The sequence below is a fragment of the Pseudomonas putida S13.1.2 genome, assembly GCF_000498395.2.
GTDB classification, from domain to species: Bacteria; Pseudomonadota; Gammaproteobacteria; order Pseudomonadales; family Pseudomonadaceae; genus Aquipseudomonas; species Aquipseudomonas putida_Q.
Map to the genome: position 1 here is coordinate 1,945,599 of NZ_CP010979.1, position 14,108 is coordinate 1,959,706.

Annotated in this window: 10 protein-coding genes; 9 read left to right on the top strand and 1 reads right to left on the bottom strand. The window is 63.5% G+C overall.

The window, feature by feature from the left end:
• Positions 1-134 precede the first annotated feature (134 nt).
• The 9 genes from N805_RS08795 to N805_RS08835 all read left to right on the top strand — a co-directional run bounded on the left by N805_RS08795 (position 135) and on the right by N805_RS08835 (position 12,721).
• Entirely contained in the window at positions 135-653 is a 519-nt protein-coding gene (locus tag N805_RS08795; RefSeq protein WP_016499518.1) for an Hcp family type VI secretion system effector, read from the top strand.
• Between the two features lie 94 nt (positions 654-747).
• Positions 748-1,833 (top strand): type VI secretion system protein TssA, encoded by a 1,086-nt coding sequence (gene tssA, locus N805_RS08800; protein ID WP_028613908.1) that lies wholly within the window; start codon positions 748-750, stop codon positions 1,831-1,833.
• Between the two features lie 48 nt (positions 1,834-1,881).
• Entirely contained in the window at positions 1,882-4,398 is a 2,517-nt protein-coding gene (locus tag N805_RS08805; protein WP_028613907.1) for an excinuclease ABC subunit UvrA, read from the top strand.
• Positions 4,399-4,486: 88 nt separating this feature from the next.
• Positions 4,487-4,993: a sigma-70 family RNA polymerase sigma factor gene (locus tag N805_RS08810; RefSeq protein ID WP_028613906.1), complete on the top strand. Its 507-nt coding sequence runs from the start codon at positions 4,487-4,489 to the stop codon at positions 4,991-4,993.
• Positions 4,993-5,958, top strand: coding sequence for a FecR domain-containing protein (locus N805_RS08815; protein ID WP_028613905.1), 966 nt, complete (start codon positions 4,993-4,995; stop codon positions 5,956-5,958). The genes N805_RS08810 and N805_RS08815 overlap by 1 nt, the downstream gene beginning before the upstream one ends.
• Before the next feature lie 212 nt (positions 5,959-6,170).
• Positions 6,171-8,588, top strand: coding sequence for a TonB-dependent receptor (locus N805_RS08820; RefSeq protein WP_028613904.1), 2,418 nt, complete (start codon positions 6,171-6,173; stop codon positions 8,586-8,588).
• A 261-nt stretch (positions 8,589-8,849) separates the two neighbouring features.
• Positions 8,850-9,803: an IS110 family transposase gene (locus N805_RS08825; RefSeq protein ID WP_028613411.1), complete on the top strand. Its 954-nt coding sequence runs from the start codon at positions 8,850-8,852 to the stop codon at positions 9,801-9,803.
• A gap of 138 nt (positions 9,804-9,941) precedes the next feature.
• Positions 9,942-11,591 carry an MFS transporter gene (locus N805_RS08830; protein ID WP_028613903.1) on the top strand — a complete coding sequence of 550 codons (1,650 nt, stop codon included), beginning with the start codon at positions 9,942-9,944 and terminating at the stop codon, positions 11,589-11,591.
• A complete protein-coding gene (locus tag N805_RS08835) occupies positions 11,588-12,721 on the top strand; it encodes an HlyD family secretion protein (protein WP_028613902.1) in 1,134 nt (377 codons plus the stop codon). The genes N805_RS08830 and N805_RS08835 overlap by 4 nt, the downstream gene beginning before the upstream one ends.
• A 16-nt stretch (positions 12,722-12,737) precedes the next feature.
• On the opposite strand, the gene N805_RS08840 is transcribed toward N805_RS08835, so the two are convergent.
• A complete protein-coding gene (locus N805_RS08840) occupies positions 12,738-13,613 on the bottom strand; it encodes an AEC family transporter (protein WP_028613901.1) in 876 nt (291 codons plus the stop codon).
• Positions 13,614-14,108: the final 495 nt, after the last annotated feature.

The window sequence follows — 14,108 nt, forward strand, 5'->3', positions numbered from 1 at the left end:
CAAGAACCGGTCGCCCAGGCCTCACAGGAGGAGGCCTGGGGGGCGGCAAGCTACCTCTGCCGGCGTGCCCGGCGAGGTCAAAACCAAGGGGTGCATGAGCAACCCTTTACATGTTGTTAATGGAGAGTTTCACAATGGCATTTGACGCGTATATCCAAATCGACGGCATCCCGGGCGAAGTACTGGATGACAAACACAAGGACTGGATCGAAGTGCTGGGCTACGAGTACGGCGCCACCCAGGCTACCTCGGCAACCGCCAGCTCCTCGGGTGGTGCGTCGTCCGAGCGTGTTGCCCTGAGCGACTTCAAGATCCGCAAAGCCGTCGACAAGGCTTCGGCCAAGCTGTTCGAGCACTGCTGCACCGGCAAGCACATCGCCAAGCTGAAGCTGAACGTCAACCGTGCAGGTGGCGATAAAGTCACCTACCTGACCATCGACATGGAAGAAGTCGTGGTCTCGTCGGTGAAGTTCGTTGCCGGTGGCAACCAAGGGGGTGAAGACAAGGCCGTCAGCGACCTGCCAATTGAAGAAATCAGCTTCAACTTTGCCCGTATCAAGACCACCTACACCCAGCAGAACCGCACCGACGGTCAGGCCGGCGGCAACATCGTCGGTGGCTGGGACCGCACCGCGAACAAAGTGTTTGCCTAAGCAGGTGACAAACATGGGCCGCTTCGGCGGCCTGAACCAGCAGCGCCGCCAGGTCTTCTGGCGCGCTGTTCATTAGCCATGTCCAGAGTGTTATATGCCTGAAATCCTCAATGACCTTTCGCTGGCCACGCTGGCCGCCCCCATCGAGGGTGGCAGTGGCGAAGACTTGAGCTTCTCTGCCTTGTTCGACCAGATCAAGGAGGCACGCCGGGCCGACCCTGACTACCTGACACAGGGCGACTGGCAAACCGACCTGAAGACTGCCAACTGGGAGCAGGTGATCGACCTGTCGGCGCAAGGGCTGGCGGAGCAGAGCAAAGACTTGATGCTGGCGGCCTGGCTCAGTGAAGGGCTGGCTCAGCGCGAGCACTTCAAAGGTATCACCTTTGGCCTGGAGCTGACCGAACGGGTTCTGGACGCGTTTTGGGAGACGCTGTACCCAACCCTGGAAGACGGCCTGGATGAGCGCGCAGCGCGGCTGTCCTGGCTCAAGACCACGCTCAGCGACATTGCCGGTGGTTTGCCCATTACCCAAGGGCAGAATTTTGGCGTGTTGCGCTATGACGAATCACGCCACGTAGAAAACCTCGCCTTGCAAAACCCCAAGGCAATGCAGACAGCGCTGAACGAAGGCAAGATCAACGCCGAGATTTTCCAGCGCTCGGTAGCACTTAGCGACACCGATCACCTGCGCGCCAAGGCCTTGGAGATTGCCACCAGTCTCAATGCATGCAAACGCCTGCAGGCTACGGTAGACCGCCTGTTCGAGCGCGAGGCACCCAGCTTTGCCAGCCTTGCCGACATGCTCTCGCGTGCCAGCCAGCTGGCGGAGAAATTGCTCAAGGACCGCGGTGTCGAGCTGCACCCCACCCTCCTCGAGGAGCAGGAGCCAGAGGCCATCGCGGCCAACGCCCAATCAGCAGGTGAACAAATGGATACACGCCCACCGGCGACTGCGCCAGCCGCCATGCGCACCACGCCGCTGACCCGCGACGAGGCGTTTACCATGCTTGCGGGCATTGCCCAGTACTTCAAGCAGAGCGAACCGCAAAGCCCGGTACCCTACCTGATAGAACGTGCAATAAAGTGGGGCAACATGCCGCTGGAAGGCTGGCTCAGTGATGTGATCAAAGACAACAATGTCGTGGACAACATCCGTGATGTGCTGGGCACCCGCTAAAATGCTGTTACTTTGACGGCCACTCCCCCAACGTTCAAGGATCGCCGCATGCGTCAGCGCCCTACCTCGCCAACGGGTTTTGTTCGAGTCCGTGGCGCCCGCGAGCACAACCTGAAGAACATCGATGTGGATGTGCCCCGCGATGCTTTGGTGGTATTCACCGGCGTGTCCGGCTCGGGCAAGTCTTCACTGGCTTTTTCCACGCTGTATGCCGAAGCCCAGCGTCGCTATTTCGAATCGGTGGCACCCTACGCCCGGCGCCTGATCGACCAGGTTGGCGTGCCAGACGTGGATGCCATTGACGGCCTGCCGCCGGCGGTTGCGCTGCAGCAGCAACGCGGTACGCCAAGCGCACGTTCCTCGGTGGGTAGCGTGACCACCCTGTCCAGCTCAATCCGCATGCTCTACTCGCGGGCCGGCCACTACCCGGCCGGGCAGGCGATGCTGTACGCCGAAGACTTTTCACCGAACACGCCCCAGGGCGCCTGCCCGGAGTGCCACGGCCTGGGCCGGGTCTACGAGGTGACCGAAGCAACCATGGTCCCCGACCCGTCGCTGACCATCCGCGAGCGCGCGGTGGCGGCGTGGCCGATGGCCTGGCAGGGGCAGAACCAGCGCGACATCCTGGTAACGCTGGGCTATGACGTCGACATTCCCTGGCGCGACCTGCCGCAAGCGCAGCGCGACTGGATCCTGTTCACCAAGGAGACGCCCACCGCACCTGTTTATGCCGGTCTGACCCCGGCACAGACCCGCGAAGCGCTAAAGCGCAAACAGGAGCCCAGCTACCAGGGTACGTTCATGGGCGCCCGGCGATACGTGCTGCACACCTTCATGCACTCGCAGAGCGCGCAGATGCGCAAGCGCGTGGCCCAGTACATGCGCCCCAGCCCCTGCCCGCTGTGCCAGGGCAAGCGCCTGAAGCGCGAGGCACTGGGCGTGACTTTCGCCGGCCTGGACATCGCCGAGCTGTCGCACCTGTCGCTGCAGGCGCTGGCCGAGGTGTTGCGCAAGGTGGCGGCAGCGGACTACCTGACCCAAAAACAGGATGCGCTGACGGTAGAAAAGCGCCTGGCTGCCCAACGCATCGCCAACGAATTGCTCGAACGCATCGATACCCTGCTCGACCTTGGCCTCGGTTACCTGGCCCTGGAGCGCAGCACCCCGACCTTGTCATACGGTGAGCTGCAACGCCTGCGCCTGGCCACCCAGCTGAATTCGCAGCTGTTCGGCGTGATCTACGTGCTCGACGAGCCGTCGGCCGGCCTGCACCCTGCCGACAGCGAAGCGCTGTTCGAAGCCCTGCAACGCCTGAAGCATGCTGGCAACTCGGTGTATGTGGTGGAGCACGACCTGGACACCATGCGCCGCGCCGACTGGCTGGTGGATGTAGGGCCAGATGCCGGCGAGCATGGCGGCACCATTCTCTACAGCGGCCCGCCCGCAGGCCTGGCCGAGGTCGAGCCGTCGCGCACTCGCGCCTACCTGTTCAGTGCCCCGGCCCGGACCACGCGTGAACCCCGGCAGGCCCGCGACTGGCTGAAGCTTGAAGGCATCACCCGCAACAACCTGCACAACGTCAGCGCCGCCTTCCCGCTTGGCTGCTTTACCGCCGTTACCGGTATTTCCGGCTCGGGCAAGTCCAGCCTGGTCAGCCAGGCCCTGCTGGACCTGGTGGGCGCGCACCTGGGCCATGCCGAGCAACGTAGCGAACCTGAAGAACAAAACCTGGAAGACGAACCTGAACAGGCCAGCAGCGGCCATGTGAGTGCGGGCCTTGGCAGCATCAAGCGCCTGGTGCAGGTCGACCAGAAGCCGATTGGCCGCACGCCGCGCTCCAACCTGGCCACCTACACCGGCCTGTTCGACCATGTACGCAAGCTGTTCGCCGCCACCGAACAGGCCAAGGCCCAGGGCTTTGACGCCGGGCGCTTTTCCTTCAACGTCGCGAAGGGCCGTTGCGCCAACTGTGAAGGTGAAGGGTTTGTCAGCGTCGAGCTGCTGTTCATGCCCAGTGTCTACGCACCTTGCCCAACGTGCCATGGCGCCCGCTACAACCCCGAAACCCTGGCGGTGAGCTGGCAAGGCATGAACATCGCGCAAGTGCTGCAACTGACCGTCGACCAGGCCCTGCAGGTATTTGCCGAACAGCCACCGGCGCGCCGGTGCCTGCAAGTGCTGCAGGATATCGGCCTGGGTTACCTGCGCCTGGGCCAACCGGCCACCGAACTGTCCGGTGGCGAAGCGCAGCGCATCAAGCTGGCTACCGAACTGCAGCGCACGGCCCGTGGGGCAACCCTGTACGTGCTGGATGAGCCCACCAACGGCTTGCACCCGCAAGACACCGACCGGCTGCTGGTGCAGTTGAACCGCCTGGTCGAGGGCGGCCACAGCGTGGTGGTGGTCGAACATGACATGCGCGTGGTGGCGCAAAGCGACTGGGTGATCGATATCGGGCCAGGGGCCGGGGATGCCGGGGGCAAGGTAGTGGTCAGTGGCACGCCGCAGGAGGTGGCCGGGTGTGCCGACAGCCGCACAGCGGCGTTTTTGGCCAAGGCCTTGTAGCGCCTGCGCATTGCCAGGTTCCACGAACGGCGCTTAGAATGCGATCAATTCTTAATTGCACCCCTTTTGCCGGAACCTTGCGCACGCCATGCCGCCCGCCGACCCTACCCTCAACCTGCAGGTCCAGACACTGTACACCGAGCACCATGGCTGGCTGCAGGGCTGGCTGGGGCGCAAACTGGGCAACGCCTGCGATGCAGCCGACCTGGCGCACGACACATTCGTGCGCCTGCTCAGCCGCCAGGGCAATCACTGCTTTGGCAACGAACCCCGGGCCTTGCTGACCCACATCGCCAAGGGCCTGGTGGTCGACCGCTGGCGCCGTCAGGATGTCGAGCGGGCCTATCTGGAGGCCATCGCCCATTTGCCGCAACCCGAGGTGCCCTCCCCGGAAACGCGCTGGCTGATCCTGGAAACCCTGTACCGCATCGACGCCATGCTGCGCGACATGCCGGCCCGGGTCCGCCAAGTGTTCCTGCTGTCGCAGCTGGACGGGCTGACCTATGCGCAAATCGCCGAGCAGTTGCAGGTTTCACTGATCACGATCAAGCGCGACATGCGCACGGCTTTCCTTGCCTGCCTGAGCATCGAGTGATGGTGCAGCGTATCGACCCGCTTATCCTTGGCGAAGCCGCTGACTGGCTGGTGCAGCTGCAATCGGGCACGGCCACCGAAGACGATCAGCGCGCCGTGCAGGCCTGGTGCCAGCGCAGCGCCCAGCACGCCCAGGCCTGGCAGCGTGCAGAGGCCATACTGGGTGATTTCCGCCGCCTGCCCACACCCGTTACCGGTGAAACCCTGCGCCGGCTCAGCCGTAACGGTGCAGTCAGCCGCCGCCAGGCCCTGCATCGCCTGGGGCTGTGGTTGCTGGCAGCACCGGCGGCCTGGCTGGCCTGGCGAGAAACACCCTGGCAGCAATGGACCGCCGATGCGCGCACAGCGGTCGGCGAGCAACGCGCGTTGACACTTGCCGACGGCAGCCAGGTGCTGCTGAACACCGACACAGCCATCGATATCACCTTCGACGCCCGACAGCGCCGCATCGACTTGCTGGCGGGCGAAATCCTGCTTACCAGCGCCAAGGACCCTGCCACCCCGGCTCGGCCACTGCTGGTGCGTACCCTGCATGGCCAGGCGACTGCACTGGGCACCCGTTTCAGCGTGCACCTCGATGGCCCGTTGACCCGGGTAGCCGTGCTCGAAGGCGCGGTCGAGGCCCGCCCGGTGCACGCCACCAGCGGCCTGCTGCTCCGGGCCGGCGAGCGCAGCGCTTTCGATGCCGACCGGGTACTGCCCGCCGCTGCGCTGGAAACCGGCGACCTGGCCTGGGAGCACGGCATGCTGCTGGCCCGTGACATGCGCCTGGCCGATCTGCTGCAAGCGTTGGCCCGCTATCGCCCCGGCGTGCTGCGCTGCCACCCGGCAGTGCGCGAGCTGAAGGTGTCCGGCGCCTTCCCGCTGGCCGATACCGATGCCAGCCTGCGGCTGCTGAGCGACACCCTGCCGGTGACAATCCAGGGCCTGACCCGCTACTGGGTAACCGTAGAACCTCTCGCCTGACGCGGGCCCTGTAGGAGCGGCCTTGCGCCGCGATGGGCCGCAAAGCGGCCCCGACAATCTTGCAAGAAGGCAGAGAACCTGGGACCGCTACGCGCTCCATCGCGACGCAAGGCCGCTCCTACAGGGGCCTTGAATATTTCGGTGATACCTTTTCCTGCGTCGTCCGGTGATGAGTGCAGAACCTTCATTTTCTGCACCCACAGGACCCTCGCATGACGCCCCACCAGACGTACCGCTTGCCTTTGAAGGCCCTGAGCCTTGCCATCGCCATGGCCGCCCTGGCCCCCACAGCAATGGCCGCCGACGCTACCTCGCGTACCTACCACCTGGCTGCCGGGCCATTGGCCGACGTGCTGGCGCGCTTTGCCGCCAGCGCCGGGGTACCGCTGTCGTTCGACCCGGCGCTGCTCAAGGGCGCGCAAAGCCAAGGGCTGGACGGCAACTACAGCGTGCCGGAAGGCTTCGCCCGCCTGCTGGCCGGCAGTGGCTACAGCCTGATAACCACCGACAGTGGCGGCTACACCCTGGCACCGACGGTAGACCTGGGCAGTGCTTTGGAACTGGGCGCGACCACCATCAACAGCGACCTGGCCGCCAGCAGCGACACCTGGCAAGGGGGCCAGATGGCCCGTAGCGCCCGTCTGGGCGTGCTCGGCGACCAGGCAATCAGCGACGTGCCGTTCAGCGTTACCAGCTATACCGCCAAAACCATCGCCGACCAGCAGGCCCGCACCTTGGGTGACGTGTTGCTCAATGACGCGTCGGTCCGCCAGTCGGCAGGCTTTGGCAACTTCTCGCAGGTGTTCACCATCCGCGGTTTGCCGCTGAATACCGACGACATCAGCTACAACGGCCTGTACGGGGTGCTGCCGCGCCAGATAGTGACCACCGAGGCGCTGGAACGGGTGGAGGTATTCAAGGGGTCGAGCGCCTTCCTCAATGGGGTCGCGCCACAGGGCAGTGGCATTGGTGGTGCCATCAACCTGGTGCCCAAGCGCGCCGAAGATACCCCTACTCGGCATATCACCCTCGACTACGCCACTGGCGACAACGTTGGCGGCCACCTCGACCTGGGCAGGCGTTTTGGGGAAGACAACCGTTTCGGCGCGCGCATCAACCTGGCCCAGCATGACGGCGGCACCGGCGTCGACGACGAGGCCCAGCACTCTACACTGGTGGCCGTGGCCCTTGATTACCGTGGCGAACGGCTGCGCCTGTCCACCGACCTGGGTTACCAGAAAGAGCGCATCAACCAGGGCCGCGCAGTGATCTACCCCACCGGCAGCAAGGTGCCCCACGCGCCATCTGCACGTGACAACTACTCGCAGCCCTGGAGCTGGTCGCAGCTGGAAGACACCTACGGCATGCTCAACGCCGAGTACGACCTGAACGACAACTGGATGCTGTACGCCGGTGCCGGGGCCAAGCACACCCGCGAGAACGGCGAATACTCGTCGCTGTATGTCAGCGACGAGAACGGAACGGCGCGCGGCGGTTTCCTGTATTCGCCCCACGACGAGGACAACAAGAGTGCTGTCGCAGGGCTCAACGGGCGCTTTGCAACCGGCCCGGTCAGCCACCGGGTCAATTTTGGCCTGTCGGGCATGTGGGGTGAACAGCGCTCTGCCTACGAGGCGCTGGCCGCCAGCAAGCGCTATGACAGCAACCTGTACAACCCGGTGAAGGTGCCGCGCCCGACCGACACCTACTTCGGCAGCGACCTGCACGACCCGCGCATCGTCGGCAAGAACCGCAACAAGAGCGTTGCGTTGTCCGACACCCTGGGTTTTCTTGATGACCGCGTGCTGTTGACCGTGGGCGTGCGCCGGCAATCGATCAGCGTCGACAGCTGGGCGACGGCCACAGGTGTGCGCAACACGCCTTACGATGAGTCGATCACCACCCCGGTGTATGGCCTGGTGATCAAGCCTTGGGAGCATGTGTCGTTCTATGCCAACCGCATCGAGGGCCTGGCCCAGGGCCCGACGGCACCGTCGAGTGTCAGCAATGCCAATGAAGTATTCCCGCCCAAGCGTAGCAAGCAGGTGGAGGCCGGGGTGAAGCTGGACTGGAACAGCTTTGGTGCCACCTTGGGCGTGTACCGTATCGAGCAGCCCAACAGCGTCACCTACCGCGTTCCCGGGGCAGCGCTGGATACGTTCAGCATGGACGGTGAGCAGGTCAACAAGGGTGTGGAGCTGAACCTGTTCGGTGAGCCAGTGGACGGCCTGCGCCTGTTGACCGGTGCAGTGTTCATGCACACCGAGCAGAAAAACACCGCCAATGGCAGCAACGACGGCAACCGCGCTGCCGGCGTGCCGCGCTTCCAGTACAACCTGGGGGCTGACTGGGACGTGCCCGGCATTCAGGGCGCCGCACTCAGCGCCCGGGTATTGCGTACCGGCGGGCAGTATGTGAATGCGGCCAACAGCTTGAGCATCCCGGCCTGGACCCGGGTGGACCTGGGCGGGCGCTACCGCTTCAAGGTCGATGACAAGCAGGTGACGTTGCGGGCCAATGTGGAGAACGTGGCGAACAAGGCGTACTGGGCATCCGCGTCGACCTCGAACAACTACCTGACCCAAGGTACGCCACGGGTGCTGCGCCTGTCGGCCAGCGTGGATTTCTGAGCCTGGAGGCTGGGGCCTGTTTTAGCCTGCTCCGGCCTCTTCGCGGTTAAACCCGCTTGTATGGTTAGACTTGAAGGGGTGGTGGGACTAAATGCCCGATTCTGACTGTTCACAGCAGTACAGACCGTGGGAGACATCGCCCCACCCCTTCCACCAAAGCGCCGATAAAGAATGCATCGTTTGCAAACGACGATAGAAGCAAGCCAGCGCCTCTTGGTGAAACCCCTTCAAGCCAAAAAACCATAACGTGAGGAGGCTCCCGTGGCAATGCAGGCTGGCAAATTGATCGTGGGTGCGGATGTCGCGAAAGCAGAGTTAGTGATTCATCACGATGATCGCGATGAGATCATCAAGGTGAAAAATACCAAACCGGAAATCAAGAAATGGCTGAAGCAACAGCCTCTCAACACGGCAATTGCTGTTGAGGCGACCAATGTTTACCACCTGGACTTGGTTGAGCTGGCCCATAGCCTGGGTTTCGAGGTCTATGTCATTGATGGATTCCAACTGAGCAACTACCGCAAAAGCGTGGGTGTACGGGTAAAAACGGACCCCACTGATGCTCGGTTGCTGTCCCGATTTTTGAGAAACGAGGGGGAAGACCTCCGCCCTTGGACTCCCCCTCCCGCCGTCTACGGCAAGCTTCAGAGCCTTCTGCGACGCCGAGCGGCCTTGGTGACTGCCCGCACGGCGATGACTCAAAGCTGGGCTAATGAAGCCCTGTTGAAAGCCGCCTTCACAACCTTTGTAAAATCGATAGACCGGCTGGATTTGTTGATCCAAAAGAAAATTAAAGAGGTGCTGCGCGAAGCTGGGCTGCACGAGCAAGTTGCTCGCTGCCAAGCGGTAGAGGGCATTGGGTTTCTCACCGCCACTGCCTTGGTAATGGCCTTTATGCGGGGCGAGTTCAAGAGCAGTGATTCGTACATTGCATTCCTGGGAATGGATCTACGAGTGATTGATTCTGGGCAGAAGAATGGACGTCGCCGCCTGACCAAGCGAGGCTGCTCAGAAATCCGTCGTCTGTTGCATAACGCGGCGATGTCAGCCAGCCGGACGGCCACTTGGAAAGGGATATACGAACAACATCGCAATGCGGGTAAAGCAACAACCCAGGCGTTGGTAATCCTGGCCAGAAAGCTTGCGCGAGTGGCATTCGCCCTGATGAAGAATCAGGACGAATATGTCTCCAAAGGTGGGAAACCGGCTTGCTGAAAACCATAGAATCTCCCACAGGTACATCGCCAGCCTCAAGGCCAGTGTCAAACCTGTGGGAGCGGGTTTACCCGCGAAGAGGCCGGAACAGGCTGTAACTGTTTTCTTTGCAGTTGCCGCTCAAGTACAGTCTCCCCCATGGACAAATACGCCCCCCGCCAGTGGCTCCCCCACGAAAAACCCTCCCTGCCGGGCTCACCCTCCACGCCTGTGCATTCGCCAGCCAAACGCCTGGCCTACGGGGTGGTCGGCCTGCTGGTGGCAATCACCGGTGGCCTGGGCAACGCGCTGGTCACCGCCAACCTGGTATTCCTGCAGGGCGCCCTGGGCGCGACGACCGCAGAAATGGCCTGGCTACCGGCCGCCTACGTCATGACCAACGTGTCCATCAACCTGCTGCTGGTGAAGTTCCGCCAGCAGTTCGGCCTGCGCGCGTTCACCGAAGTGTTCCTGGTGCTGTATGCCCTGGTCACCTTCGCCCACCTGCTGGTCAATGATCTCAACTCGGCCATCGCCGTGCGTGCGGCCCACGGCATGGTTGGCGCAGCGCTCAGCTCGCTGGGGCTGTACTACATGATCCAGGCGTTCCCCGCGCAATGGCGGCTAAAGGCGATGGTGCTGGGCCTGGGCGCCTCGCAACTGGCGCTGCCGCTGGCGCGGATCTTTTCCGAAGACCTGCTGCAGATCGCCGAATGGCGTGGCCTGTACCTGTTCGAGCTGGGGCTGGCACTGGCAGCGCTGGGGTGCGTCCTGATGCTCAAGCTGCCGCCAGGTGACCGCTTCAAGACGTTCGAGCCACTGGATTTTCTGACCTTCACCCTGATGGCCAGCGGCACCGCCCTGCTCTGCGCCGCGCTGTCGCTGGGGCGCATCGAATGGTGGCTGGAGGCGCCGTGGATCGGCGTGGCACTGGCGGCATCGATCGCCCTGATCTTCGCTGGCCTGGCCATCGAGCACAACCGGCGCAACCCGTTGCTGATGACCCACTGGCTGGGCAGCGGTGCGATCATTCGCCTGGCACTGTGTGTGGTGCTGATCCGCATGGTCACTTCCGAACAGTCCACCGGCGCGGTCGGTTTCCTGCAGGTGCTCAACATGGGCAGCGAGCAGATGCGCATGCTGTACTGGATCATGCTGCTGGGGGCGGTGGCTGGCCTGGCCAGCAGTGCCCTCACCATCAACCCCAACCACTTGGTAATCCCGCTGTTCGTCTCGCTACTGGCCATGGCCACAGGCGCGTTCATGGACAGCAGCTCGAGCAACCTCACACGCCCGGCACAAATGTACTTCAGCCAGTTCCTGCTGGCGTTCGGCAGCACCTTTTTTCTCGGCCCTTCGATGGCCCTGGGCATCAGCCATGTGCGCGCCAACCCGCGCAACCTGGTGAGTTTTTCGGTACTGTTCGGCATCTGCAACAACCTCGGCGGCCTGATCGGTGCGGCCCTGCTGGGCACCTTCCAGACCTGGCGCGAAAAGTTCCACTCCAGCCACCTGATGGACCGCCTCAGCTACCTCGAACCGTTGGTGACTGCCCGAGTCCAAAGCGGCGGCGCCGGTTACGGTGGCCTCATCGCCGACCCGGCGCTGCGCAACGAAGCAGGCATGCGTGTGCTGGCCACTGCTGCCACCCGCGAGGCGAACGTCATGGCCTACAACGATGTGTTCGTGCTGATCGGCAGCATCGCTATCCTGACCATGGTCTGGATCTCTATCCGTAGCACCTGGCTCTGGTACGCACGGCGCCAGACCACCTCCACCGACTCCACCCCCGGCGCGCCCACCCGATGACCGACGACACCCGCACCACGACCACCACCGCCATCGCCGAAACCCCGGAAGGCACCACACCGCCCAGCGAGCCGACCAGCCCGGGGCGCTCGCGGCGGGTGCGCATCCTGTCAACAATCAGCTTCGCCTGCGTGGCCCTGGCCGGCATCCTGCTGGTGCTGTATGCCTGGCGCCTGCCGCCGTTCGGCAGCGCCATCGAAAGTACCGAAAATGCCCTGGTACGCGGCCAGGTGACCATCATCGGCCCGCAACTCAGTGGCTACATCGTCGACGTGCCGGTGCACGACTTCCAGTTCGTCAAGGCCGGCGACCTGCTGGTGCAACTGGACGACCGCATCTACAAGCAGCGCCTGGCCCAGGCCATCGCCCAACTGCAGCAACAGCAGGCGGCCCTGGCCAACAACCTCCAGCAGCGTAAAAGCGCCGAAGCCACCATTGCCCAGCGTCAGGCAGCCATTGGCGATGCTTTGGCCCAGGCAGCCAAGGCCAAAGCCGACCTTGGCCGCAACCAGGCGCTGGTCAATGACGGCTCTGTATCACGCCGTGAACTGGACCTGGCCCGTGCCAGTGAAGCCGCTGCCGTCGCCAGCCTGGCCCAAGCCAGGGCGGCGCTGGAAATCGCTCGCCAGGACCGGGAAACGGTGGTGGTCAACCGGGCCGCGCTGCAGGCCTCGGTGGAAAATGCCAAGGCGGCTGTGGAGCTGGCGCGCATCGACCTCGACAACACCCGGGTCACCGCCCCGCGCGACGGCCAGCTGGGGCAGATCGGTACACGCCTGGGGGCTTATGTGAATTCCGGCGCGCAATTGATGGCGCTGGTGCCCGACACCGTGTGGGTGATTGCCAACATGAAGGAAACCCAGATGGCCAATGTACGCATCGGCCAACCGGTGAGCTTCACCGTGGATGCGCTCAACCACCTGAAGCTACACGGGCATGTACAACAGATTTCGCCAGCGACCGGCTCGGAGTTCGCCTTGCTGCAGGCGGACAACGCCACCGGCAACTTCGTCAAGATTGCCCAGCGGATTCCGGTGCGCATTACCGTGGATGCCGACCAGCCGGCTGCCAGGCACTTGCGGCCGGGGATGTCAGTGGTGGTCAGTATCAACACCCATAGCCAGGATTGATGTGGTTGCTGCCGGCCTACATCCACCAGGCCAGCACCACCGGCAACCAGGCAAACGACAGCACCGTGGAACACATCACCAAGTTCGCCACCTGCTCTGGTTCACGGTTGGCCCGCACCGCCATCAGGTAGTTGAACACCGCCACCGGCATCGCCGACTGCACCACCAGGACCGCGCGCTCAAGGTTGTCCATACCTAGCGCCGCCCCTACTGCCCAGCCCATCGCAGCCCCAAGGCCAATGCGCAAGCCGCCCAGCAACAGGCCACTGCCCACGTGACGCAGGCGAATGCTGGCCAGTGACACCCCCAGGGTCAGCAGCATCAGCGGGATAGTCATGCCGCCCAGCAAATCTGCGGTGTTTGCCAGCCAGCGTGGTAGCTCGAAATCGAGAAAGATGATGGGCATGGCACCGGCCAGGCTGATGACGATAGGGTTGCGCAGCAGCGCCTTGAGCGAAGCCGCCGTGCCGGAAATGGCCATGCCGATGGTGAATTGCACGATCGACAGGGTCAGGAAAAACGCCACGGCCAGGGCCAGGCCGTGCTCACCAAAGGCGTACAGGCTTATCGGCAGGCCCATGTTGCCCGTGTTAGGGAACATGAACGCCGGCAGCAGTACTCGCCAATGCATGCCCGAAGCGCGACACACCAGCAACGCGGCCAGGGCCATGCCCAGGGTGCACAGCAGGCAGGCCACGGCCATGCTGGTGAAGGCATCCGGGTTCAGCTCGGTGCGGCTGAGGGTGGACAGCACCAGCGACGGGGTACCGACGGTCATCACTACCCGGGCGATGAAGTCGGTGGGGTAGTCCAGGCCCTTGCGGGCCCAGGCAAAGCCGATGCCGGCAACGATGAAAACCGGGGCCAGGACTGCGAACAACGACGCGAACATGATGGGCCTTCCTTGGTGTGGGTTCAGCATTATGCAGCAGTCCGTGAGAGGGCCGGGGCTGCTTTGCAGCCCAATCGCCGGCAAGCCAGCTCCCACAGGTATTGCACATGCCTTGGAAATAGCACGCTTCCTGTGGGAGCTGGCTTGCCGGCGATTGGGCCGCACAGCGGCCCCAGGATGTCTGCCCAAGACACTTTCATGTCGCCCTTGGACTGCGGCGTCTCGTCGCATACCTGTGCCCCTTGGGCAAAAGCTTCCAAGCCCGTAGAATCCCGCTTCCTTTTCGCCCGTCGCCTTGAACGGTGGCAACCCGCAGCAATGACAGAGTCCGTGCCTGAACACATGAACGCACATGTGAAAAAGGCTCAACCCTCCCCGCCCGGCCCATTCCCAAAGGGGCCAGCGGTTGAGTCTTGCCCAGGTCGCATCCGTGTCGCCACTCGCCCCCTTGTCGGGTCGAGCCGGTGTGCGCGTCCGAGAAGGCGCTCATTCCGC